This is a genomic window from Kitasatospora sp. NPDC127035, assembly GCF_042726075.1.
Lineage (GTDB): Bacteria > Actinomycetota > Actinomycetes > Streptomycetales > Streptomycetaceae > Kitasatospora.
The window spans coordinates 169,750-191,472 of the sequence record NZ_JBHXDN010000003.1; the positions used below are offsets into that span (position 1 = coordinate 169,750).

A 21,723-nucleotide genomic window follows, 5' to 3' on the forward strand; every position below is an offset into this window, starting at 1 on the left:
GTCGGCGCCGACGGTGGGCGGCGAGGACGGCGGCGGCGGTACGGCGGCCATGGCGCTCGTTCCGGTTCGTCCACTCCCCTGGTGGTCCAGGTCCACGATTCTCCCCTCCGACAGTCAGCCAGCACTGTACGTCGAGCGGCCGCGCCCATTCGCACCGAACCGGTCGCAAGCCGTCGAGAGGCGGAGGAGAAGTGGTGGAGAACGGTCGGAACCCGGCAGGTCGGGCCCCGGCCGGACGGCAAAGCACCGGAGGCAGAGCGCCGGAGGGCAGAGCGCCGGAGGGCAGAGCGCCGGACCGCCGGGCACCGGACGGCCCGACACCCGGCGCCCGGGCACCGTCGGGCGCCCCGCTCAGCCACCGCGCAACGACAGGTCGGCGACCGCGCAGCACCCGATCAGTGCCCGCAGGCCCACCAGGCGTCCGCCGTCGCCCCGTCCGCCAGCGCCCGCAGCTTGGCGACCGCCCCCGCCGGGTCCTCCGCGCCGTACACCGCCGAGCCGGCCACGAAGACGTCCGCGCCGGCCTCGGCGCAGCGCTCGATGGTGCTCGCGGCCACGCCGCCGTCCACCTGGAGCCACAGCTCCAGTCCGTGCTTGGCGATCAGCTCCCGGGTGCGGCGGATCTTGGGCAGCATGATGTCCAGGAACGCCTGACCGCCGAAGCCCGGCTCGACGGTCATGATCAGCAGCATGTCCAGCTCGGGCAGCAGGTCCTCGTACGGCTCGATCGGCGTGCCCGGCTTGAGCGCCATCGAGGCGCGGGCGCCCTTGGCCCGGATCTCGCGGGCGAGCCGGATCGGCGCGGCGGCGGCCTCGACGTGGAAGGTGACCGAACCGGCGCCGGCCTCGACGTACTGCGGGGCCCAGCGGTCCGGGTCCTCGATCATCAGGTGGCAGTCGAGCGGGATGTCGGTGGCCCGGGCGAGCGACTCGACGATCGGCACGCCCAGCGTCAGGTTGGGCACGAAGTGGTTGTCCATCACGTCGACGTGCAGCCAGTCCGAGCCCCTGACGGCCTCGGCCTCCTCGGCGAGCCGGGCGAAGTCCGCTGACAGGATGCTGGGGTTGATCTGCGCCATGGGGGCTGGTACCTACCTCTTCTTGCCTTCGTGCGAGGGCCTTCGTGCGAGGGTCGTCCTGCGAGGGTTCGGGCACCCGGACCGGGCGCCTCGCCCCATCATCTCGCGCTCCGTCGCAGGGGCGTCACCAACGAGACCTCCCCGTGACCCTCATCACACCCCCGAGGGGGTTATCGTGACCGCCGCCGTGGTCATCAGCCTTGTACGACAACCCCCGTACGGTGCGACACCTGCACCGGTACCACCCCGCCGCGTCCCCGCCGATCCCTCCGCGTACCACCTGCTCCACCCCGCACCGCCCGGTAGCGCCAGAACCACCGGTCCCGCCGGAACCACCAGTACCGCCCGCACCTCCCTGTACCTCCCCGTTTCCCCCGCGCTCCCTGCGCGCCCTCCGAGGAAGGTCTTCCGTTGGCCGATCTGGTCCACCCCGCCCGTGCCCTGTGGTGGCTCTTCGAGCCCGTACACGCCGTCACCTACTTCACGCCGGAGGGCCGCGCCGCGTTCGAGGCGGCCGGGCTCCACGGCGTCGCGCGCGGCTACTTCGGCGGCCGTGCCGCCCCGCTGGGCGAGGTCGACGCGCCGCCGGTGATCGCCGCGTTCTTCAACTTCGCGCCCGCGCCGATCGAGCGCGCCCTCCCCGCGATCTGGAAGCTGGCCGATCCGGACACCGCCCTCGCCGCCCGCGCCGAGGGCGCCTCGGCGGCCCTGACCCGGCTGCTGGAGCACGTGAAGCCGGCCCAGGTGGAGCTGGTGGCCGACCTGCTGGAGACCGCCGTCTCCCGGCTCGACTGCGCCGGGCGCGTCCTGGCCGCCGCCAACGCCGCCCTCCCCCGCCCGGCCGGTCTGTACGGGCGGCTCTGGCAGGCGGCCACGGTGATGCGCGAGCACCGGGGCGACGGGCACGTCGCCGCGCTGGTCTCCGCCGGACTGGACGGCTGCGAGGCCCTGGTGGTGCGCTGCGCCCTGGACGTACGGCGTGAGGTGCTCCAGCCGCTGCGCGGCTGGACGGACGAGGAGTGGGACGCGGCCTCCGCCCGGCTGATCGAACGGGGCTGGATCACCGAACGCGGCACCATCACCGAGTGCGGCCGGATCCGGCACCAGGCGCTGGAGGCGGCCACCGACCTGGCCGCCGCCCGGGTGTGGGAGAACAACCCGCGCGCCGAACTCGACCGGCTCGTCGCGGCGCTCAAGCCGATCTCGACGCTCTGTCGCACCGCACTGCCCCCGATCAACCCGATCGGGCTCCCGGCCGCCACCGCCTGACCCCCGGGTCCGTCCGGTGGGCGCCGCGGCGGCCACCGGACGGACTGCCGCTACCGCGGGGTTCCGTCGCCCGGAGCCGCCTTCTCCGCCGGGCCGGCCCCCGCAGGCGCCTCCGCCACCGGGCTCGCCACCATCGACGCCCCCGAACCCGCCGGGGCCGGCGCCACCGCCGGGGCCGACGCCACCACAGGCGTCTCCGCCACCGGGCAGCCCGCCGCCGGTTCAGCCGCCGGTTCCGCCCCCGCCGCGCCCCCGGGCGCCGTCCGCGCCCCCTCGGGCGCCGACCGGAAGGCGAACCTGTCCTTGGCCCGTCGACCCCGGTTCTCCAGCGGCAGCACCCCGGTGGCGCCCGCCAGCCCGAAGGGCGGCATGTCGAAGTAGATCGACTCGTACGACCCCTCCGGCACGACGTACGTCTCGTGCCAGAGCCCGACGTGCCCCCGCACCCGGCCCGCCTTCAGCTTGCGGTTGACGATCCCCCAGGCCCGGTGGTGGAAGGCGTCCGGCGCGGCCGCGTACCGGTACAGGCTCTCCTTCGACTCCCAGTACTGGACGACGTAGTACGTGCGCGGCGAGGCGGTCAGCAGGATGCGGCCGCGCAGCCCGCGGCCCGGGTCCCCGGCGAGTTCGTAGAGCATCCGGAACATCGCCAGCATCACGGGGCCCCAGTGGTGGACGGCCCAGAACCGGTTGATCCGCATGCCGATGAGGAGGACCACGGTGTCCCCGGTCGCAGCGGAGGTGGTGTAGCCCGGCCTCGGTTTCGCGAACACGTCTGCCCCCGGTTCCCCGCGCCGTCGGCGCAGTCGTCGGCCCTCATGTGAGCAGTGATTACATCAGCGCGCACCAACCCGGTCAACCCTCTGCGCAAGCACAACAACCCTGCGTTCAGGGCAGGTTGGCGACGCCCCGGCCGAAGGTGTCCAGCACCTGCGCGGCCAGCTCCTCGGCCTTCTCCGCCGGCAGGTACCCGTCCGCGATCATCTGCGCCAGCCCGTAGACCAGCGCCTGCCCCGCCAGCCCCACCAGGGCCGGATCACCCGGCCGCAGCCGCCCGGCCTCCTGGTCCGCGACGATGACCTCGGTGTACGCCTGGTCGATCCCGGACAGCCGCTCCCGCAGCTCCGGGTGCCTGGACGCCGCGAACACCCGCGACCGCACCAGCTCGAACCGGTGCGGGTACCGGATCGCGTACCGGACGAAGCCCAGCCCGACCGCCCGCAGCGCCGCCCCCTCGCTGCCCTCCACCTCCGCCCACTGCCACCGTTCGAAGTCCGCCAGTACCCGGTCCGCGACCGCCGTCAACAGCGCCTGCCGGTCCGCGAAGTGACGGAACGGCGCCCCCGCCGACACCCCGGCCCGGCGCGCCACCTCCCGCATGCTGATCTTGTCCTGCCCCTGCTCGTCCAGCAGGTCGAACGCCACCCCGACCAGCGTCTCGGGCAGCGCCCCGTGGTGGTAAGTCCCCCGCCCCGCGGGCCTCTCCGTCATGTCCGCAGTGCTACCAGCTACCCACCGGGAGGTCCAACCGGCCACCGGCGACGGAGCGGACGCTCGCCGCCCCGGTTCGACGGCGCACGGCGGTGGCCGCCTGCCGCGGAGTACCCCGGAAGGCGGCGCCCCCCGATCGTTGGTGCAATGGGAGGTAGTGCACTTCAGGGCGGGATCCGATGATCACCAGCCATGTCAGGAGCCGCACCATGACGTCCCCCTCCCCGACCCCGGTCATGTTCATCCACGGCCTGTGGTTGCATTCCACGAGCTGGGAGCCCTGGGCGGACCTGTTCCGCCAGGCCGGGTACGAGCCCCTCACCCCGGAGTGGCCCGGCGTCCCCGACACCGTCGCCGGGGCCCGTGCCGACCCGGAGAGCCAGGCCGGCAACGGGCTCGCCGAGATCTCCCGGGAGCACGCCCGGATCATCCGCGAGCTGGGCACCAAACCGATCCTGGTCGGCCACTCGGTCGGCGGGTTCATCGCCCAGCACCTCCTCGGCCAGGGCCTGGGCGCGGGAGCGGTCGCGATCTGCCCCGGCCAGATCCGCGGGGTGAAGGCGGTCGGACCGGCCCAGGCCAAGTCGACCTTCGCGTTCCTCAGCCACCCGGGCAACACCGGGCGCGCGGTCTCCCTGGACGCCGAGCAGTTCCGCTACGCGTTCGCGAACGCCGTCAGCCAGGAGGAGTCCGACGAGCTCTTCGAACGGTGGACCATTCCCAGCCCCGCCCGGCCCCTGTTCCAGCTGGCGCTGTCGAACCTCGCCCGGAACTCGCCCGCACGGGTCAACACCCACAACAGCAACCGGGGACCGCTGCTGCTCCTGTCCGGCAAGCTCGACCACACCGTGCCCGACGTCCTGACGCGTTCCACGTTCAAGCAGTACCGCAAGTCCGACGCCGTCACCGAGTACCGGAGGTTCGACGACCGCGGGCACTCGCTGATCGTCGACAGCGGCTGGCCCGGCGTCGCCGACACCGCCCTCGCCTGGCTCAGGGAGAAGAACCTCACCTGACCCGCTCCCGCCTCCCACCGCCGGCGCCGGCGCGGGACGGCAGCCGCGCCGCCCGACGCCACCCAGCACCGCTCCCCACCACCAAGCCAGCCGCTCAGCACCGGAACTGGCGCCGGTAGGTCGAGGGGCTGACGCTCATCGTCTCCCGGAAGTGGTGGCGGAAGCCCGCGACGGTCAGGCCCACACGACCGGCCACCGCGTCGATAGGCCGGTCCGTGGACTCCAGCAGCTCCGCGCCGGCCCGGACCCGCTGCCGGGTGATCCAGCGCCCCGGGGGCAGACCGGCCACGGCGGCGAAACGCCGTTCGAACTGCCGTACCGACAGGTGCGCGACACCGGCCAGTTCACCGGCGGTGAGACGCCGGTGGAGGTTGTCCAGCACGTACCGCATGGCGCTGCCGATCGGGTCGTCGGACGGCGCCGGACTCACCGGACGCTCCGCGAACTGCGCCTGCCCGCCCTCGCGGTGCGAGGCCACGACCATGCGGCGGGCGACGCGTGCGGCGATGTCGGGGCCGTGGTCCCTGCGGACGAGGTGGAGACAGGCGTCGATGCCCGCGGCGGTGCCGGCGGCGGTGACCACCGATCCGTTGTCGATGTAGAGCACCGACGCGTCGACCGTCACCTCCGGATGGCGTTCCTGGAGCAGGGCGGCGTGCCGCCAGTGCGTGGTCGCCGTGCCGCCGTCCAGCAGGCCCGCGGCGGCCAGGGCGAACGCGCCGCCGCAGATGGAGACCATGCGCGCGCCGCGCGCGTGCGCGTCCCGCAGCGCCTTCAGGACCACCGGGGAGACGTCGCGCCGCACGTCCGGGACCCCGGGGACGATGACGGTGTCGGCGTGGCGGAGGCGGTCCAGGCCGTGGTGCACCACGATGTCGAAGCCGCCCACGACGCGGTGCGGCCCGGGCACCTCGGCGCAGACCTCGAACCGGTACCACCGGTCCACGTCCAGCTCCGGCCTGGAGACCGCGAACACCTCGGCGACCGTGGCGAGCTCGAACGGTGCCATCCCGTCGAAGGCGAGGCAGGCGATCCGGTGGTGGCGCACGACGGGATCCTAGCGGTGCGTGCCGTTTCCGGCACTCGTCGGGTGCCTCCACGAGGTCCGAGCCTTGGGGCATGCAACCTGACGCCCCTGCTCCCCTCACCTTCGGCATGCTCGTGTTCGACGAGGTCGAGGTCCTCGACGCGGGAGGCCCCTTCGAGGTCTTCAGCACCGCCGGCCGGCTGGCCCGGACGGCCGACGACGAACCGCTGCTGCGCGTGGTGACGGTCGCGGCGGCCGACCGCCGGGTCCGCGCCCGCGGCGGGCTGACGATCGTGGCGGACCACACCCTCCGGGACGATCCGCCCTTCGATGTCCTGGTGATCCCCGGCGGCGTCACCACGGCCGTCGAGGCGGACCCGGACGTCGTCGACTGGCTGGACCGGCGCCGGCGGACGTCGGCGCTGACGTTCAGCATCTGCACCGGGGCCTTCCTGCTGGCCGCCACCGGGGCGCTGGACGGCCGACCGGCCGCGACCCACTGGGAGGACCAGGAGGAGCTGGCCCGCCGCCGGCCGCGCATCGACGTGCGCACCGACGAACGGTGGGTCGACGACGGCGACATCGTCACCTCCGCGGGGATCAGCGCGGGCATCGACGCCGCCCTGCACATCGTGGGCCGGCTCTTCGGCCGGCAGCTCGCCCTTCGGACCGCCCGCCAGATGGAATACACCTGGCGGACCGACCACGCGTCCGAGGTCCGCACCTGAGGCACCCGCGCCGAGCCACGGCGCACCGGCCGTATCGCCCGGCCCTCCTGGGCGCGACCGGGCCACCCCGCGGGCACCTGCGGCCTGCGGGGTGGCACCGTGCGGTCCGCTGCGCGCGCCCGAACGGCCGACGACTCACGGCCGACGACCGACGGACGCGGCAGCCGGACGCAGCCGACGGGCCTACCAGGCGTAGTCCTCCGGGGCCGGCTTGTGGCCGGGGAAGAGGTCGTCGAGCCGGGCGAGGAGGTCGTCGTCGAGCTTGACGTCGAGGGCGTGGACGGCGGCGTCGAGGTGGGTCAGGGTCCGGGGGCCGACGATGGGGGCGGTGACGGCGGGGCGGCTGAGGAGCCAGGCGAGGGCGAGGTCGGCGGGGTGCTCCCCGATCTCGTCCGCGAGGTCCTCGTAGGCCTGGATGCGGTCGCGGTTGGCGTCGAGGATCTCGCCGGCGTGCTGGAGGGCGCCGCGGACCAGGCCGCCCTCGCGCTCCTTGCGCAGGGCACCGCTGAGGACGCCGCTGCGGAGCGGGGACCAGGGGAGGAGCCCGAGGCCGTAGTGCTGGAGGGCGGGGACGACCTCCAGCTCGATGGTGCGGTCGAGCAGGTTGTAGAGGGACTGCTCGCTGACCAGGCCGAGGAAGTGCCGGGCGCGGGCGGCCTCCTGGGCCTGGGCGATGTGCCAGCCGCCGAAGTTGCTGGAACCGACGTAGATGATCTTGCCCTGGGCGACCAGGACCTCCATCGCCTGCCAGATCTCCTCCCACGGGGTGTCCCGGTCGATGTGGTGCATCTGGAAGAGGTCGATGTGGTCCGTGTTGAGCCGGCGCAGGCTGGCCTCGACGGCGCGGCGGATCGCCAGGGCGGAGAGTCTGCCCTCGTTCGGCCAGTCACCCATCGGGGCATAGGCCTTGGTGGCGAGCACGGTCCGTTCCCGTCGCCCGCCCCCCTGGGCGAACCAGCGACCGATGATCTCCTCGGTGCGGCCCTTGTGGTTGCCTTCGGCGTCACGGCCGTAGCCGTTGGCGGTGTCGAAGAAGTTGATGCCCCGCTCGTGGGCGTTGTCCATGATCAGATGGGCGTCGGGCTCCTCGGTGTGCGGGCCGAAGTTCATGGTGCCCAGGCAGAGTCGCGAGACGGTCAGGCCGGTGCGGCCGAGGTGGGTGTACTCCATGGGGCCCAACCCTCCGACGCACCGGCTGTGGTGTCCAGCACATTTCGTATCGTGACACCCGGGTACCGCAGGTTTCGCACACCCGGTCGATCACCGGCCGTGGGTGGCGAACTTCCTTACGGCGAGCGGACCGCAGAGCGCCAGCAGGGCACCGCACCAGAGCACGGCGGCGAGACCGGCGTGCTGCATCGGCCAGGCGGAGCCCGGCGCGGACGGGTTGCCGAAGAGCTCGCGGCCGGCCTGGACCACCGCGCTCATCGGGTTCCAGTCGGCGACGGTCCGCAGCCAGCCGGGCATCCCGCCGGTCGGCACGAAGGCGTTGGTCACCATCGCCAACGGGAAGACCGCGATCGCGAGTTGTCCGGCCGCCTCCTCCTTCCCCACGGCCAGGCCGAGCAGCTGGCCGAGCCAGGTCATCGTGAAGCGGAAGAGCAGCAGCAGCCCGAACGCCGTTGCGGCGTCGGCCGGTCCGCCGCGCATCCGCCAGCCGACGGCGAGTCCGACGGCGGCCAGGAGCGCGAGGACGAGCGCGCTGATCAGCAGGTCGGCGAGGGCCTGGCCGAGCAGCAGGCCGGTGCGCGAGACCGGCATCGAGCGGAGCCGGTCGGTCACGCCGCGGCCGACGTCACGGGCGGCGCCGATCATGGTGGGCATGATGCCGTTGACCGCCACCAGGGCGAACAGGCCGGGCATCAGGAACTCCCGGTAGCTCCCGGCGCCGGCGCCACTGCCACCGACGCCGCCGGACGAGGAGTCCGGGATCCGGACGGCACTGCCGAACACGTAGCCGAACACCACCACCATGACCACCGGAACGGCGAGCGAGACGGCCAGCAGCCCGGGCGAGTGGCGGTAGTTGAGCAGGACGCGGAGCATCGACGACCAGGTGTCGGACACCAGCCGGACCGCGGCGGGCGGGATCACCGGAGCGGGTGCGGCGGGCCGGGCGGGCGGCGTCGTCGCGGCGGCCATCAGGCGGCCCTCCCCTCGGTCCCGGCGGCGCCCTCGACCGCCGCTCCGGAGGCACCGGCGGCGCCTCCGGAGCCCCCGGTGAGCGCGAGGAACACGTCGTCGAGCGACGGCGGGCGCAGCGCGACGTCCAGCGCCACCACCCCCGCCGCGTCCAGCTCCCGTACGAGCCCGGGCAGCAGCACCTCCACACCCGGCCGCGAGACGGCCTCGACCGTCCGTTCGACGTGGTCGACCCGCACGTCACCCGTCCCGGCGAGCGCCGCCAGGACCACGGCGGCCCGGCCGAGCCGGTCGGGGTCGGCGAGGGTGACCGAGATCCTGCTGCCGATCGCCGCCTTGAGCCGCCGGGGCGGCCCGGTGGCGATGGCGGCGCCGTGGTCGACGACCACGACGGTGTCGGCGAGCCGGTCGGCCTCCTCCAGGTACTGGGTGGTGAGCAGCACGGTGGTCCCGCCGTCCGCCAACTCCCGCACGAAGGACCAGATCTGCTGCCGGCTGCGCGGATCGAGGCCGGTGGTGGGTTCGTCGAGGAAGAGCAGGGGCGGCGCCGTGACCAGGCTGGCGACGAGGTCGAGCCGGCGCCGCATGCCGCCGGAGTAGGTGCGGACGAGCCGGTCGGCGGCCCCGGTGAGGCCGAAGTCGTCGAGCAGCCGGTCGGCGCGGGCCCGGGCGGCGCGGGCGCCGAGGTGGTGCAGCCGGCCGAGGAGGCGCAGGTTGTCGCGGCCGGTGATGCCCTCGTCGACGGCCGCGTGCTGGCCGGCCAGGCCGATGCTGCGGCGGACGGCCTCGGGCTCGCGGACCACGTCGTGGCCGGCGACGAGGGCGGCGCCCCGGTCCGGGGCGACGAGGGTGGCGAGGACGCGGACGGCGGTGGTCTTGCCGGCGCCGTTGGGGCCGAGCAGGCCGCAGACCGTGCCCGCGGGGACGACCAGGTCGAGGCCGCGCAGGGCGCGGGTGGCGCCGAACCGTTTCTCGACGCCGATCATCTCGACGGCGGTGGTGGACCGACTGGTGTCGGACATGGCTCTTCCCTCTCACTAGGTACAGCGTACGCAGAAGCGAGCGTGAGCGCATCGTACTACGTACGCCGTACGTATCTAGAATGGGGAACCGAGGTGATCAATCAGTGCCGACCAGCAATCCGCCGTCCGGACACCGGACCGGCGAACGACCCGCGAGCCGACCCGAAAGCCCCGGCGGCAGAACACCCGCCCCCCTGCCCGCCGAGGCACCCGAGCTGATCTGGCTGCGCCCCGAGCGCACCGGACGCGGCCCCCGGCCCGCCCACAGCCGCGCGTCGATCGCCGCCGCCGCGATCGTCGTCGCGGACGCCGAGGGTCTGGACGCCGTCTCCATGCGCCGGGTGGCCGCCGCGCTCGGAGCGGGCACGATGTCGCTCTACAACTACGTGCCGAAGAAGGAACACCTGCTGGACCTGATGCTCGACGCCGCCGTCGGCGAGTACGACTACAGCACCCTCACCCCGACCGGCGACTGCCGCGCCGACCTCCACAGGCTCGGGCACGAGCAGCTCGCCGCGCTGCGCCGGCACCCCTGGCTTCCCGCCCTGGTGATCGCCCGCCCGGGCCTGGGCCCGAACGCGCTGCGCTACACCGACCACTTCCTCGCCGTCACCGAGCCCAGCGGCCTGGACGGCGGCACACGCATGGAGGCCCTGGCGCTGCTCAACGGGTTCATCTGCCAGTACGCGCAGTACGAGCGGACGGCGGCGGCCGGCGCCCAGTGGCAGACCGACCTCGTCGGCTACCTCGCCCGCGCCGCCGGGAGCGGCGAATACCCGCACCTGGCCGCCGCGTTCGCCACCACCGGGCCGCCCGCGAGCGACCTGGACGCGACCTTCGACCGGGCGCTGAACCGGGTGATCACGGCCGTCCTCGCACCACCGGAGGAGTAGCCGCGCGCAGCGGCCCGCCCGCACCCTGCCGGGGCGTCAGCTCCGGCTGCGGGCGGGCCGATGACGGCTTCCCGGGACCACCAGCCAGAGCAGCCAGGCACCGGTGCCGAGGATCAGCATGTTGACGGCGATCTGCCACGGGAGGGAACCGAAACCGGTCTCCCAGTAGCCGAACCAGTACTCCAGCAGCGACCCGGTCAGCCACCAGAGCCCCACGTCGGCGACGACGGCCACCGCCCAGACGGCCATCGGGTGCCAGCGCGGACGCGGGACCGCGTGCACGAGGGCCAGCGCGGCCGTGACGCCGAGGGCGACCGGCACGAAGTCCCGGTCCACCAGGTCCAGGTAGTTCCACGGCAGGGTCGACCCGACGATCCAGATCAGCGCCATGCAGCCGATGAAGCGCACCAGCATCGCCGACGCCGGATGCGGCACCGGACGGTCGGCGGCGGCGGGAGCCGGGGTCGCGGTGGGGGCGGTGGCGGGAACAGGTGTGCCGTGGCCCGGGGCCGGCGCGGAGTAGCCCTCGGCGGGCGCGCCGTAGCCCGGGACGGGCGTCCCGTAGCCCTGGTTCGGGCCGCCGTAGCCACCGGGCACGCCGTAGCCAGCGTAACCACCCGGCCCGCCGCCGTGACCACCGCCGGAACCACCCGCACCGCCGCCGTAACCACCCCCGTAACCGCCTCCGTAACCACCGAACGCTCCGGTCGGCGCGCCGACGGCACCGTCGAACGGCTGCGCCGGCGGGCCCGCCGTCACCGCCGGTACGGCGGACGGCTGCGCCGGGACCCACGCCCCGCCCGCCGCCCGGGACTGCCACCCGCCCGCCGGCGCCCCTGACGACGCGCCGGACGACGGCGGCGACGGCGACCCGCCCAGGGCCGTCGGCGTCGGCTCCACCGGCCGGACCGGCCCCGTCACCAGCCCCGCACCGGCCCGTACGACCGACTCCAGCGCGGCGAGCGCCTGCTCCGCCGTCGGCCGCTGCGCCGGGTCCTTGGCGAGCAGCGCGCCCAGCAACGGCGTCAGCCCGCCCGCCCGCAGTGGCGGGCGCGGCTCCTTGGTCACCACGGCCACGCACAGCGCCCCGAACGTGTCCCCGCTGAACGGCGTCTCGCCTTCGACCGCCGCGTACAGCGTCGTGCCGAGCGACCACAGGTCGTTGGCGGGCGCCGGCGGCCTCCCCTCCAACTGCTCGGGGGCCATGTAGGCCGGCGTGCCGATCACGGCGCCGGTACGGGTGAGCGCCGTGGTGGCGTCCGCCATGTGCGCGATGCCGAAGTCGGTGAGGATGACGCGGTCGCCCATCAGCAGGACGTTGTCCGGCTTAAGGTCTCGGTGGACGATGCCGGCCGCGTGGGCCTGCTGGAGCGCCTTGACCATCGCCACGCCGATCAGCGCGACCCGTGACAACGGCAGCGCGCCGTCCCGCGAGATCGCGGCGGCCAGCGAGACACCGGTGACGAACTCCATCACGATCACCGGTGCGCCCTCGTGCTCGACGACGTCGTGCACGGTGATGATCCCGGGGTGGTTGAGCCGCGCGGCGGCCCGCGCCTCGCGCAGCACGCGCTGGACCAGTTGCTCGCGTTCGGCCTCGGTGACGCCCTGCGGGAGCAGCACCTCCTTCACGGCGACGTCACGTCCCAGGGTGGTGTCCCAGCCGCGCCAGACCCGCCCCATGCCGCCCTGGCCGATCAACTCCCGCAGCTGGTAGCGACCCCCGACCAGTGCCCCGTTCACCCCTGTCACGGAGGTCACCCTAGCGGCACCGAAGCTCCTCCCCGGGTCCGCGTCGTCAAATCGTTTCCGCCCGCGACCACTGCCGCGTACGGTGACGTGTCGAGGATCGTGGGCGCGGCCTGCCGGAGGTCGAGCTACCGCACCCGGCCCGGCCTGCGGAGGCCGAGGGTCCGCCGATGCCCGGACCGGCGGCCCGCGGACCTGCATCGTGACGATGAACGGCGTGCTGGTCCTCCCCGGCCGGGGCACCGCTACGGACGACCGGCGCGAACTCTCCTCCGGGGAGGGCTTCCTGGGATTCGCCATTGGCTCCCGGCGGGCTCCGGGGTGGTGCCGGATTCCAGCAGGGAGGGCACATCGACGTCTCGGCACCGGAGACTTCGTGTGCTGCCCCTCAGCGTGCCCTCTCTATTTGCCTCCTGTGTCAGGCTGGGGACGTGCTCTCCGACTCCGCCACCCCCGACGACTGGCACACCCCGGCCGAGCTGACGCCACTCGACGGCAACGAGGCGTTCCGAGGCATGGGTGTCGGTACGGTGCTGGACTTCTGGCGCTACGCGATGCCCGACCTCCGGACCAACACCACCCGGGGCTTGCTCGCCGAATTCCTGGTCCACAGGGCGGTCGGCGCCGTGGCACACACCACGGCGTGGGAGAGCTTCGACGTCCTGACTCCGGACGGGCTCAAGGTCGAGGTCAAGACCAGCGCCTACCTCCAGGCCTGGGGCCAGCCCCGGCTGTCGGAGATTCGCTTCTCCCGGCTGCGCGGGCGCGCCTGGAATCCCGAGGACGGTGGCGCCGCAGAGCAGTCCTACAACGCCGACATCTACGTCTTCGCTCTCCATACCGCTCTCACCCACGCCGACTACGACCCGCTCGACACCGGCCAGTGGGGCTTCTACGTCGTCTCCCGCCCTCTCGTGGAGGCCACCGGACAGGCGAGCCTGGGCCTGGCCTCCGTGCGGCGGCTCTGTGGCGAGCCCGTCGCCTACGAGGAACTCGCGGATCGGATCGCGACCTGTGCCTGCCAACCGCTCCCGTTCACGCCCTGACGCCGCCTGTCCGATCTGCGGGAAGGATCCGGCCCGGAGGTGCGGACCGCTGCCGCCCTGGTCCGGTCCTGCACGCTCGGCTCCTGCACGTGGACGACGGCAGTCCTTCGGACGAGCATCGCGGCAAGGTCCCCGCATCTGCCAGTTCGGCGGGCACGTCTCCCGGCCGGGAAACGTGCCCGCCGGGGGCCGACGTGCCGTCGCGGTCGGGGTCGACCGCGAGGCCGATGACGCCGAGGTAGCCGTCCCCGCTCTCGGTGATCTTGAGCAGCGTGCTCGGCCGGTAGACGCCGTCGCCGTCGCTGAACGTGTCACGACCGCTGTGCGCCGCGAGGAGCGCGCCGAGGCCGATGCTGGTGATGCCGGCCAGTGCCGCCCGGAGCCCCGCCGCTCCTACGGGGTCTCGTCCAGGTGGTCGGCGTAGTACCCGACCGCCCGACGGTACTTCCGTACGCCCGGGTCCGCGCTGGTCTCCCCCGTCACCTGGAGCAGGGTCCGCACCGCCTCCCGCGATTCGCCGACGTTGTACAGCGCCATCGCCAGGAAGGTCCGGAGCGCGGCGTCCCCGGGGAACTCCTCCAGACCGCGGCGGAGCGTCCGAAGCGACGACTCGTAACGGCCCAGCACCCGGTAGGTGCTGCCGAGCCCCAGCAGTGCCCCGTGACGCTCGCTCTCCGACAGACCCGCAGCGCCCAACGCCCGTTCGTAGCAGGGGACGGCCTCCGCCTCCAGGCCGAGGGCGTCGTGCGCCCATGCCGCCTGGTACGCGATCGCGGCGTCCTCCGGGTAGCGGTCCGACAGGGCGATCAGTTGCTCGCACGCCTGCCGGGTCCCCTCCTCGCGCAGCCGCACCGCCTGTGCCAGGGCCGTCCCGTGCTGTTCGTCGTCCATCCGCCGCACGCTGCCACGGCGCCACCCGGACCGCAACACCTCCGGGCCGGTCCCCCGGCGGATCGCCGGACCGGGGTCCTGGACGGGGCTCCCGACGGGGAGTCCGGGCGGCCCGGCGGCGGCACCGCACCTCGCGGTCAGGTGCGCAGGGCCTCGTCGAGGCGGCGGCGGAGTACGGCCGGGCGGGTACGGCCGGGGGTGCACTCCGGGAACCGGCCCACCAGCTCGCGGACGGCCGGCGGGGCGTGTTCGATCGCCCAACGGATCTCCGCGTCACCGACGTCGGTGGCGGCGTCCGTGGTGACGTCGCCCCCGTCGGCCGCCGCGAGTTCGCACGCGAGGGCCGCGTGCGTGGCGGGCTCCAAGGCGTGCTTCACCTGGTGCGGAGTCGCCAGCGGGTGGATGTAGGGGGACGCCGCCGCGTAGCCCGCGGCCCGGGCGGCGGCCGCGGCGGCGGGGTCGTCGACCTCGCGTGCGGCAGCGAGCGCCGCGTGGGCCTGGGCGCGCAGGAGCGCCGTCCGCTTCCCTTCGCGGGCGAAGGTGCGGACGCCCTCGATCGCCTCGCGCGGACGGGTGTCGGCCGGGGCCTTGGCCTCGAACAGCGCCAACGCCCGTTCGGCGCAGTCGGCGGTCCAGAGCCCGAGAAGGCGACGGTCCTCGTCGCTGATGATGACCTCGTTCATCCGTTCATCCTGCCGGTTCCGCCCTCCCGTGTCGCCCGGGTTGTGCGGACGCGGCCGACCACGCCGGGCTCTCTCCGCTCCGGGGCCCCTCCCTCACCGACCGTGCCGTGTCAGGGTCGGCGAGGGAGGGGCACGGCGCGGCCCCGCAGGGCCCCGTGAGGCCGCGTGAATCCAGCACGAGCCCGCGTGAGACCACGGGCGGAACTGACGGACGGTCACCGAACGTCGACGCGGTCACGGCGTCCAGGCCGGTCGGCGATCCGCGGCCGGGCCGCGAACTCCCCTCGTTCGGGTGGGGTTTGGGCATTGCCGTGGCGCCGCGCCCGTGCGGCGCACTACCGTCGCCGTATGACCGAGCTTGTCCGCCGTCGTCATGTGGACTACGGCTACATCGCCGGCGCGGGCTGTCCCGCCGGCCGCTGACCGCGCCCGCCTCCTCCGGCCGCACGGTCCGGGCGTCGAGGCCCGTACGCCTCCGCCCCGTGGTGCCCTCCCCTTCCCCGTTCGCATCCTTCCCTCAAGGGACACCCATGACCGCGTTCAACTCCGCCACCGAGCACTACCTCCACAACAACAGCGCCTACGCCTCCGGCTTCGAGGGCCCGTTGCCGCTGCCCCCGGCCCGCCGGACCGCCGTGCTCGCCTGCATGGACGCCCGACTGAACGTCTACGGCGTCCTCGGCCTGAACGAGGGCGACTCGCACGTGATCCGCAACGCCGGCGGCGTCGCGACCGACGACGCGATCCGCTCGCTGGCCATCAGCCAACGACTCCTCGGCACCGAGGAGATCATCCTCATCCACCACACCGACTGCGGCATGCTGACCTTCGGGGACGACGCCTTCCGGGAGTCGATCCGCGAGGAGACGGGCGTCAAGCCGCCGTGGGCCGCGGAGGCCTTCGCCGACCTGGAGACCGACGTGCGGCAGTCGATCGCGCGGATCACGAGCAGCCCGTTCGTCCCGAAGACGGACGCGGTGCGCGGCTTCGTCTTCGACGTGGCCACCGGCAAGCTCGCGGAGGTCGTGCTGTAGACCGTGCTCCGGGCCCTGCCCCAGGTCGTGGAGCCGGCGGTGCCGTGCCGTCGGTGGTGCCGTGCCGTCGGCGGTGCCGTGCCGTCGGCGGTGCCGTGCCGTCGGCGGTGCCGTGTCGTCGGTGGTGCCGTGTCGTCGGTGGTGCCGTGTCGTCGGCCTGCCGGGCGGACGGGCCGGATCGAGCTGCCCGTGCAGGGCTCACCTCCCCGAAGCGGTGAGCCCTGCACGGGCCGGCCCCGTCCCCGCCGTCCCGGATCAGACCTGCTCGTCGTCCACCGCGCCGGGCGCCAACGGCGGTGCCGGGAAGGCGTGTCGGGCCTCGCCGCCGTCCCACCACACGCCGATCGCGAACACCGCCGCCGCCTCCAGCAGTGCCGCCCGCTCCAGTCCCCCGCAGCGGACGGCCGTACAACCCATCGACGCGACGAGCTCGGTGACCAGTTCGGCCGCGGCCGGCGCGTCCGCGCAGAAGGGCACGGTGAGCGGCACGCCCTCGAAGGCCGGGCGCGGCATGGTCCAGATGCTCTCGTGGCAGATGCCGAACACCTTGGCCACCCGGGCGCCGGGCGCCGCGGCCGCGAGCCGGACCGCCATGGAGTCGCCACCGCCGGCCGTGGTCAGGACCGGGCCGCCCGAGCCGGGGGCCATGGGCACGGTGCAGTCGAGGACGGTCCGGCCGGCCAGGTCCCCCGCAAGCCCTGCCACCACCCCGGCCGCGACCTCGGCGGGCAGGGCGACCAGCACCGCCTCGCCGAACCGTGCCGCGTCCGCCGGGCCGCCGCTGCCGACGGCCCGGATACGGGCGGCCGTCCTCGCTGCCGCGCCGGGGTTGCGCCCGCCCACCACGACCTCGTGTCCGGCCCGCACCCAGGCTCCGCCGAGGCCCGCCGCCATGGCGCCCGTTCCGAGAATGCCGATCCGCATACCGTGCTCCCCACCACTGTCCCGATGGCGGCCGACTGCCGCACCCCGGACCCTAGGCGGGCCGATACGCACCATCCGGTAGGCAATGGACCGGCAGGATGTGCGTATGGGAGACGCCGAGAGCCTGCGCAGCCTGCACGGACCGGTCGGGACCGTCGGAGTGGCCGGGACGGCCGGGGCTGTCGGGGCGGCCGGGCCTGAGGGACCGGACGACCTCGGTGGAGACGTGTTCGCGGCCGACTGCCGGGCCCGGATCGCCTTCGAGGTGATCGCCAACCGCTGGGACAGCGTGGTGGTCTACGTTCTCGGCGAGCAGGGTCCGATGCGCCCGCGCGCGATGCTCGCCCGGATCGGCGGGATCAGCCCGAAGGTGCTGAACGACGCGTTGCGGCGGCTGGAGTACAACGGGCTGGTCGAGCGCCGGCGCTACGCCGAGAGCCCGCCCCGGGTCGACTACACCCTGACGGCGGCCGGTGCGGCCCTGATCGAGCCGATCCGGGCGCTGGGCGCCTGGTCCGCCGTCCACAGCGACGCCGTCCTCGCGGCGCAGGAACGCTTCGCGACCGAGGATGCCGACCGCGCCGCCCGGCGCTCCCCGCCCGCGTGAGCCGACGCCCCACGACCGGCCCGCGACCGGCCCACGACGCCCCTGGGGCGTGAACCCCGCCCCGCACGCCCCCACCGTGCGCCTCACCCCAAGACGCGCGGCAGCATGACCCGCACCCATTCCTCGGGTTGCGACAGATGCGGAGCGTGACCGGCGCCGTGGTAGAGATGGCGTTCGGGCTTGGGCAGCGAGAGATCGATCAGGTCCAGCACCTCGCCGTACATCGGCTGGCTGTCGTCGCTCTGGGTGAGCAGCACGGGTTCGGTGAAGCGGTTCAGCGCCGTGAGGTCGAGGTCGAGCGCGTCGGGGTCGCGAAGCTCGTCCAGGTACGTGGGCGCGTTGCGGATGTACGTGTGCCGGACCGGCGCGGGCAGCTGCTCCCACGCCCCCGGGCCGAGGGCGATGGTGTCCACGTACAGCTCGGCCGCCGCGGCCGACTCCGCCTGCTCCAGCAGCTCCCGGACGGCGCTGATCCGCTCCGCGAAGGCCACCCCGATCGGACGAAGCTCGGGGTCGGCGAGCAGCACCCCGGTGGCGGGCGGTTCGTGCACGGCCACGCCGCGCAACAGGCCCGGCCGGGCGGCGGCCAGGCGGAGGGCGACGAGCGAACCGTAGGAGTCGCCGCAGACGTACGCGGGCGCGAGCCCGAGGCCCCGGATCAGGCCGGCCAGGTCGGCGGCGTCCTCGTAGACGGAGCCCTGGGTGAGGAGGTCCTCGCTGCGGCTGTGCCCGCGCCGGTCGTAGGCGACGACGGTCGTCTGCTCGGCGAGACCGGGCAGGACGCGCGCCCAGCTGTCGGCGTCGGTCCACGACCCGTGGACCAGGACCAGGCCGGGCCCGGCTCCCCGGGTCTCGTAGTACAGCGACACCCCGTTCACCCTGATCTCGGCCATCGCGAGCCTCCCGACCTCGGTCGTGCTCCAGCCCCGCCCCACCCCCCAGCGTGACACACCCGGTCGAACCGGTCAGATCAGCGGACCGAAGACCCCGCGTTCCCAGTGGCCGAGCCAGGACGCGGTCACGGAGTGCTGCGTCTGGCCGTCGGTCGACTCGTCGTACGGGAGGACGGCGGTGGGCGCGAACCAGCCCTCACCCGGGTCGATGCGCAGGCGCAGGACCCGCAGGGGGCGGCGGAGGGTGACGTAGAGGCCCAGGTCGGAGGTGGCGGGGCGGTGGCTCTCGTAGCGGTCGTGGACGGTGCGGCAGACGGACTTGATGTCGGTGTCGGCGAGGAGGACGTACCGGCTGCCGGGGCCGAGGTTGACGCAGAGGCGTCGACGGGCGGTCTCGCGGTCGGCGTACGCGAGGCTCTGGTGGTTGTCGACGTGGAGGCCGGGACGGAGGCCGGAGTCGGGACTGACGTGGGTGACGGGCAGGCCGGGGGCGTCGCAGGTCTCACCGAGGGTGACGGGGAAGGGGTCGCCCAGCCCGTACACCAGGGTGGCGAGGGTGCGGATGTCGACGACCGAGTCGGGGAGCCGGAAGAGTTCGACCAGCCCGCCGTCCCGGGTGAGGAGGCCGGGCGCGAACCGCTCGGGGTAGCCGGCCGGAAGCGGTTCCCAGGCGCCGTCGGGGAGGACGACGGAGCTCTCGTACCCGGGCTGGAAGGTGAGGCGCCGGACGCCGGCGATCTCGCAGCGCGCGTGGAGGCGGCCGGGGTCCTGGAAAGCGATGGCAGCGGGGTGCATGGGGCGGGTGTCACTCCCTGTCGTGGCGGCGGGTGTCGAGGAAGTCGTCGGACCAACGGGTCTCCCGGTTCACGGCAGTGGCGAACGTCATCCACCGGATGAGGCCGGCGGAGGGCGGATCGACGAGGGAGAAGGCGAGGGAGGAGGCGAGGGACCCGAGCCCCGCGGCGGCGACCTCGACCGGGGCAGGCCGGTCGCCGCTTCTGGACATGGGGTCAACTCCGGATCTGCGGAGGTGGATTGACTCGCTCGTCGAGCAGGACCCGCACCCACACCCGCTTGCCGACCCCCCGCCTGATCACGACACCGAAGCCGAAGGCGAGCCGGCGGACCATCGATCGCCGGACGCTCGGTCAGAAGCATTCTCATACAGTCACGTTGAGTGTGGGTCTCCTTGATTCGAAAACACAACAGAAAGCCGAAGAAAATAGGTGGATCTTGAGGGCGCTTGAGTGCCGCCGCAGAACAGAGCAAGACTGTTCATCAACATCCGAAGGGAGGGACCCACTTGACCACTGACCTCTCCGCGATCCGGCAGATCAGACTCGGCGACGAACTGCGAGCCCTACGACTGGATCAGAACAAGAAGCTCCTGGAGGTGACGCGCGGACTGAAGGGCTGGAGCGCCGCCAGGCTCAGCAAGATGGAGCGAGCCGACCAGCCTGTCGGTCCCCAGGACCTCGCCACACTCCTTGACTACTACGGAGTCGGAGGAGCGGACCGCGAGTACTACGAGAACCTCCTCGGCAGCGGCCCGCCCAAGCAGTGGTGGCGCAACCTCGACTTCGCGAACTCCATCACGGCAGCCTTCGCCGAGTACCTGGCACTCGAGGCCGACGCCTCGCACATGCTGGAGTACTTCCCATCCGCCTTTCCAGGGCTTGTCCAGACTGAAAGCTACGCGCGGGAGATGATCGCCGCCGGCCTCAGCGCACCCAATGACGAGCAGATCGAGACCGCAGCCGAAGTTCGAATGATGCGGCAGCGTCGCCTGGCCGACGAGAATCCGCTCGATCTGGAGACCTACTTCGGGGAGGTCACGCTCCTGGTCGCAGGCGACCGAGACACGCTCATCGCGCAGATCCGCCACACCATCGAGGTTGCGCAGCGTCCGAACGTCACGATCCGGATGGTCCCTCTGAGCGCCGGACGCCAGGGGATCCTGACTTCAGGACTCGTACTCATGAGATTCCCCGACGACCTCGAAAATGGCTTCGTATTCATCGAAGCCGTCGGCGGTACGCTCCCGCGTAGAACGGGACGCGATGTACGCCGTGCCGAACGGGCCTTTGCCCGCGTCAAGGCGTGCGCGCTGTCACCGGAGGAGACCATCGCCGCACTTGAGCGCAGGCTGGAAGAGATCACGTGAGCGAGAAGCACGACCCGTACGACCACAACCCCGCCGACGCCGTTTGGACAAAGTCCCCGTTCTCCGGCGACGACAACGGCTCCTGCGTGATCATCGCCCGCTTCCCCAACGGCGATGTCTGGCTCGGCGACGACAAGAACCCCGACCGCCCCCACCTCGCCTTCGACCAGGCCGAGTGGGCCGCCTTCGCCAAGGCCATCACGAGCGGCTCCCCCGACTTCACCGCCTGACCGACGGCCGAAGGCCCTACCCACCCCGGCAGGGCCTTCGGCGGCGCCGGCCCCTGCCCCGACCCAACCTGCGCCGACTCAACCGACGCCGAAGGAGGCGACGACGCGGGCCGGGGCACGGAAGGCGTTGCCGTCGACGGGGGAACCCTCGACCGTGAACGTGACCGCCGTACCCGGGCCCGGCCTGTCGTACCGCCAGGCCGGCCCCCTGAGGGCCGGGCCGCAGAGCCCCTCGGGCAGCTCGCGTTCGTCCGGCCCCAGACCGTACGAACTACCGCCGTCGCCCCTGTCGAACAGGGACGTCCCCTTCGTGACGAACCCCGCACGGCGCAGGTGGTCCGGCATCCGGTCACTCAGGAAGGAGACTCGGGCGACGCCGGCCCTGGTGAAGTAGTGGATGTCCGAGGCGTCGGCGGGGAGCGCCGTTCCCCCGGCCGAGATGACCGGCGGCAGCATGGTGTCACTGCCCTTGCACGCCCGGGTGTCCCCGAACGGGTGGAACAACTGGTCCTGGAGCACCCAGACGACGCCTCCCGCCACCAACCCGACGACGGCCACCACGAACGCCAGGTACGACAGCGGCCCCACCCACCCGGAGGCCGGACGGGGCACGTCCTCCGCGAACTCCGACCAGGCCCCCTCCTCGTCGAGCCCCTCCGGATCGGGCAGAAACCCCGGATCCTCCCCGCCCTCGGACCGCATCAACTCCCCCTCCGTACACGTCCGTCCGCAGCATAGTCCGGACCGACGCGCACCCGGCGGGAACCCCCGGAACGCGCCACGCGCTCCCCCGCGCGCACGGGAAGTCGGACCCGCCGACTTCCCGTGCCGGCCG

At 73.4% G+C, this 21,723-nt stretch carries 23 protein-coding genes and 1 pseudogene; 9 read left to right on the forward strand and 15 right to left on the reverse strand.

The features are described from left to right. Positions 1–395 precede the first annotated feature (395 nt). On the reverse strand, positions 396–1,079 hold the full coding sequence (gene rpe, locus ACFWIC_RS02690; protein WP_329877426.1) for a ribulose-phosphate 3-epimerase: 684 nt from the start codon (positions 1,077–1,079) through the stop codon (positions 396–398). Positions 1,080–1,490: 411 nt separating this feature from the next. On the opposite strand from rpe, the gene ACFWIC_RS02695 reads away from it, so the two are divergent. Next, positions 1,491–2,348 (forward strand): hypothetical protein, encoded by an 858-nt coding sequence (locus tag ACFWIC_RS02695; protein WP_329947993.1) that lies wholly within the window; start codon positions 1,491–1,493, stop codon positions 2,346–2,348. A 281-nt stretch (positions 2,349–2,629) separates the two neighbouring features. Here ACFWIC_RS02695 and ACFWIC_RS02700 read toward each other — a convergent pair. Next, a pseudogene (locus ACFWIC_RS02700) lies at positions 2,630–3,121 on the reverse strand (DUF4188 domain-containing protein); the annotation flags it as partial. A 115-nt stretch (positions 3,122–3,236) separates the two neighbouring features. Further along, complete coding sequence (locus ACFWIC_RS02705) at positions 3,237–3,839, reverse strand: TetR/AcrR family transcriptional regulator (RefSeq protein ID WP_329947992.1); 603 nt, start codon at positions 3,837–3,839, stop codon at positions 3,237–3,239. 209 nt (positions 3,840–4,048) lie between these two features. Between ACFWIC_RS02705 and ACFWIC_RS02710 the strand changes: the two genes are divergently transcribed. Then, positions 4,049–4,855 (forward strand): alpha/beta hydrolase, encoded by an 807-nt coding sequence (locus ACFWIC_RS02710; RefSeq protein WP_380515227.1) that lies wholly within the window; start codon positions 4,049–4,051, stop codon positions 4,853–4,855. A 94-nt stretch (positions 4,856–4,949) separates the two neighbouring features. Here the strand turns inward: ACFWIC_RS02710 and ACFWIC_RS02715 are convergent, their stop codons facing one another. Next, complete coding sequence (locus ACFWIC_RS02715) at positions 4,950–5,903, reverse strand: helix-turn-helix domain-containing protein (RefSeq protein ID WP_380515230.1); 954 nt, start codon at positions 5,901–5,903, stop codon at positions 4,950–4,952. 71 nt (positions 5,904–5,974) lie between these two features. Between ACFWIC_RS02715 and ACFWIC_RS02720 the strand changes: the two genes are divergently transcribed. Further along, the gene (locus ACFWIC_RS02720) at positions 5,975–6,610 is read left to right on the forward strand and encodes a DJ-1/PfpI family protein (protein ID WP_329947990.1); all 636 of its coding nucleotides are present in this window, start codon (positions 5,975–5,977) and stop codon (positions 6,608–6,610) included. A gap of 183 nt (positions 6,611–6,793) precedes the next feature. Here ACFWIC_RS02720 and ACFWIC_RS02725 read toward each other — a convergent pair whose 3' ends face one another. The 3 genes from ACFWIC_RS02725 to ACFWIC_RS02735 form a co-directional block, all read right to left on the reverse strand. Further along, positions 6,794–7,780 (reverse strand): aldo/keto reductase, encoded by a 987-nt coding sequence (locus ACFWIC_RS02725; RefSeq protein ID WP_329947989.1) that lies wholly within the window; start codon positions 7,778–7,780, stop codon positions 6,794–6,796. Positions 7,781–7,870: 90 nt separating this feature from the next. Continuing rightward, the gene (locus tag ACFWIC_RS02730; protein ID WP_380515235.1) at positions 7,871–8,752 is read right to left on the reverse strand and encodes an ABC transporter permease; all 882 of its coding nucleotides are present in this window, start codon (positions 8,750–8,752) and stop codon (positions 7,871–7,873) included. Beyond that, positions 8,752–9,774: an ATP-binding cassette domain-containing protein gene (locus tag ACFWIC_RS02735; protein WP_380356601.1), complete on the reverse strand. Its 1,023-nt coding sequence runs from the start codon at positions 9,772–9,774 to the stop codon at positions 8,752–8,754. The genes ACFWIC_RS02730 and ACFWIC_RS02735 overlap by 1 nt, the downstream gene beginning before the upstream one ends. Before the next feature lie 104 nt (positions 9,775–9,878). On the opposite strand from ACFWIC_RS02735, the gene ACFWIC_RS02740 reads away from it, so the two are divergent. Continuing rightward, positions 9,879–10,667 carry a TetR/AcrR family transcriptional regulator C-terminal domain-containing protein gene (locus tag ACFWIC_RS02740; protein WP_329877410.1) on the forward strand — a complete coding sequence of 263 codons (789 nt, stop codon included), beginning with the start codon at positions 9,879–9,881 and terminating at the stop codon, positions 10,665–10,667. 36 nt (positions 10,668–10,703) lie between these two features. Here ACFWIC_RS02740 and ACFWIC_RS02745 read toward each other — a convergent pair whose 3' ends face one another. Next, positions 10,704–12,419 carry a serine/threonine-protein kinase gene (locus ACFWIC_RS02745; RefSeq protein ID WP_380515239.1) on the reverse strand — a complete coding sequence of 572 codons (1,716 nt, stop codon included), beginning with the start codon at positions 12,417–12,419 and terminating at the stop codon, positions 10,704–10,706. 428 nt (positions 12,420–12,847) lie between these two features. Here ACFWIC_RS02745 and ACFWIC_RS02750 point away from each other — a divergent pair, with 428 nt between their 5' ends. Continuing rightward, the gene (locus tag ACFWIC_RS02750) at positions 12,848–13,462 is read left to right on the forward strand and encodes a hypothetical protein (RefSeq protein WP_380356594.1); all 615 of its coding nucleotides are present in this window, start codon (positions 12,848–12,850) and stop codon (positions 13,460–13,462) included. A gap of 393 nt (positions 13,463–13,855) precedes the next feature. Here the strand turns inward: ACFWIC_RS02750 and ACFWIC_RS02755 are convergent, their stop codons facing one another. Both ACFWIC_RS02755 and ACFWIC_RS02760 read right to left on the reverse strand, forming a co-directional pair. Further along, positions 13,856–14,353, reverse strand: a complete 498-nt coding sequence (locus ACFWIC_RS02755; RefSeq protein WP_329947984.1) for a tetratricopeptide repeat protein — start codon at positions 14,351–14,353, stop codon at positions 13,856–13,858. 137 nt (positions 14,354–14,490) lie between these two features. Next, entirely contained in the window at positions 14,491–15,036 is a 546-nt protein-coding gene (locus ACFWIC_RS02760) for a putative immunity protein (RefSeq protein ID WP_380356589.1), read from the reverse strand. 530 nt (positions 15,037–15,566) lie between these two features. On the opposite strand from ACFWIC_RS02760, the gene ACFWIC_RS02765 reads away from it, so the two are divergent. Next, a complete protein-coding gene (locus tag ACFWIC_RS02765; protein WP_329877400.1) occupies positions 15,567–16,070 on the forward strand; it encodes a carbonic anhydrase in 504 nt (167 codons plus the stop codon). Between the two features lie 255 nt (positions 16,071–16,325). Here the strand turns inward: ACFWIC_RS02765 and ACFWIC_RS02770 are convergent, their stop codons facing one another. After that, positions 16,326–16,994: an NADPH-dependent F420 reductase gene (locus ACFWIC_RS02770; protein WP_380515243.1), complete on the reverse strand. Its 669-nt coding sequence runs from the start codon at positions 16,992–16,994 to the stop codon at positions 16,326–16,328. 106 nt (positions 16,995–17,100) lie between these two features. Here ACFWIC_RS02770 and ACFWIC_RS02775 point away from each other — a divergent pair, with 106 nt between their 5' ends. After that, on the forward strand, positions 17,101–17,601 hold the full coding sequence (locus ACFWIC_RS02775; RefSeq protein ID WP_380515246.1) for a winged helix-turn-helix transcriptional regulator: 501 nt from the start codon (positions 17,101–17,103) through the stop codon (positions 17,599–17,601). A gap of 83 nt (positions 17,602–17,684) precedes the next feature. Here the strand turns inward: ACFWIC_RS02775 and ACFWIC_RS02780 are convergent, their stop codons facing one another. The 3 genes from ACFWIC_RS02780 to ACFWIC_RS02790 all read right to left on the reverse strand — a co-directional run bounded on the left by ACFWIC_RS02780 (position 17,685) and on the right by ACFWIC_RS02790 (position 19,500). After that, entirely contained in the window at positions 17,685–18,494 is an 810-nt protein-coding gene (locus ACFWIC_RS02780; RefSeq protein WP_380515249.1) for an alpha/beta fold hydrolase, read from the reverse strand. Between the two features lie 72 nt (positions 18,495–18,566). Beyond that, a complete protein-coding gene (locus tag ACFWIC_RS02785; protein ID WP_329877392.1) occupies positions 18,567–19,289 on the reverse strand; it encodes a hypothetical protein in 723 nt (240 codons plus the stop codon). A 10-nt stretch (positions 19,290–19,299) separates the two neighbouring features. Continuing rightward, positions 19,300–19,500 carry a hypothetical protein gene (locus ACFWIC_RS02790; RefSeq protein WP_329947980.1) on the reverse strand — a complete coding sequence of 67 codons (201 nt, stop codon included), beginning with the start codon at positions 19,498–19,500 and terminating at the stop codon, positions 19,300–19,302. Between the two features lie 297 nt (positions 19,501–19,797). On the opposite strand from ACFWIC_RS02790, the gene ACFWIC_RS02795 reads away from it, so the two are divergent. Both ACFWIC_RS02795 and ACFWIC_RS02800 read left to right on the forward strand, forming a co-directional pair. Continuing rightward, positions 19,798–20,658: a helix-turn-helix transcriptional regulator gene (locus ACFWIC_RS02795; protein WP_329947979.1), complete on the forward strand. Its 861-nt coding sequence runs from the start codon at positions 19,798–19,800 to the stop codon at positions 20,656–20,658. Then, positions 20,655–20,888: a DUF397 domain-containing protein gene (locus tag ACFWIC_RS02800; protein ID WP_329947978.1), complete on the forward strand. Its 234-nt coding sequence runs from the start codon at positions 20,655–20,657 to the stop codon at positions 20,886–20,888. Before ACFWIC_RS02795 ends, ACFWIC_RS02800 begins: the two co-directional genes overlap by 4 nt. A gap of 78 nt (positions 20,889–20,966) precedes the next feature. On the opposite strand, the gene ACFWIC_RS02805 is transcribed toward ACFWIC_RS02800, so the two are convergent. Next, positions 20,967–21,590, reverse strand: coding sequence for a hypothetical protein (locus tag ACFWIC_RS02805; RefSeq protein ID WP_380515253.1), 624 nt, complete (start codon positions 21,588–21,590; stop codon positions 20,967–20,969). Positions 21,591–21,723: the final 133 nt, after the last annotated feature.

What these genes read in the sequence shown, in the direction of transcription:
- rpe (WP_329877426.1), bottom strand. Translation starts at nt 1,079, where the DNA reads ATGGCGCAGATCAACCCCAGCATCCTGTCAGCGGACTTCGCCCGGCTC.
- ACFWIC_RS02705 (WP_329947992.1), bottom strand. Translation starts at nt 3,839, where the DNA reads ATGACGGAGAGGCCCGCGGGGCGGGGGACTTACCACCACGGGGCGCTG.
- ACFWIC_RS02710 (WP_380515227.1), top strand. Translation starts at nt 4,049, where the DNA reads ATGACGTCCCCCTCCCCGACCCCGGTCATGTTCATCCACGGCCTGTGG.
- ACFWIC_RS02720 (WP_329947990.1), top strand. Translation starts at nt 5,975, where the DNA reads ATGCAACCTGACGCCCCTGCTCCCCTCACCTTCGGCATGCTCGTGTTC.
- ACFWIC_RS02725 (WP_329947989.1), bottom strand. Translation starts at nt 7,780, where the DNA reads ATGGAGTACACCCACCTCGGCCGCACCGGCCTGACCGTCTCGCGACTC.
- ACFWIC_RS02730 (WP_380515235.1), bottom strand. Translation starts at nt 8,752, where the DNA reads ATGGCCGCCGCGACGACGCCGCCCGCCCGGCCCGCCGCACCCGCTCCG.
- ACFWIC_RS02735 (WP_380356601.1), bottom strand. Translation starts at nt 9,774, where the DNA reads ATGTCCGACACCAGTCGGTCCACCACCGCCGTCGAGATGATCGGCGTC.
- ACFWIC_RS02755 (WP_329947984.1), bottom strand. Translation starts at nt 14,353, where the DNA reads ATGGACGACGAACAGCACGGGACGGCCCTGGCACAGGCGGTGCGGCTG.
- ACFWIC_RS02760 (WP_380356589.1), bottom strand. Translation starts at nt 15,036, where the DNA reads ATGAACGAGGTCATCATCAGCGACGAGGACCGTCGCCTTCTCGGGCTC.
- ACFWIC_RS02765 (WP_329877400.1), top strand. Translation starts at nt 15,567, where the DNA reads ATGACCGCGTTCAACTCCGCCACCGAGCACTACCTCCACAACAACAGC.
- ACFWIC_RS02770 (WP_380515243.1), bottom strand. Translation starts at nt 16,994, where the DNA reads ATGCGGATCGGCATTCTCGGAACGGGCGCCATGGCGGCGGGCCTCGGC.
- ACFWIC_RS02775 (WP_380515246.1), top strand. Translation starts at nt 17,101, where the DNA reads ATGGGAGACGCCGAGAGCCTGCGCAGCCTGCACGGACCGGTCGGGACC.
- ACFWIC_RS02780 (WP_380515249.1), bottom strand. Translation starts at nt 18,494, where the DNA reads ATGGCCGAGATCAGGGTGAACGGGGTGTCGCTGTACTACGAGACCCGG.
- ACFWIC_RS02785 (WP_329877392.1), bottom strand. Translation starts at nt 19,289, where the DNA reads ATGCACCCCGCTGCCATCGCTTTCCAGGACCCCGGCCGCCTCCACGCG.
- ACFWIC_RS02790 (WP_329947980.1), bottom strand. Translation starts at nt 19,500, where the DNA reads ATGTCCAGAAGCGGCGACCGGCCTGCCCCGGTCGAGGTCGCCGCCGCG.
- ACFWIC_RS02805 (WP_380515253.1), bottom strand. Translation starts at nt 21,590, where the DNA reads ATGCGGTCCGAGGGCGGGGAGGATCCGGGGTTTCTGCCCGATCCGGAG.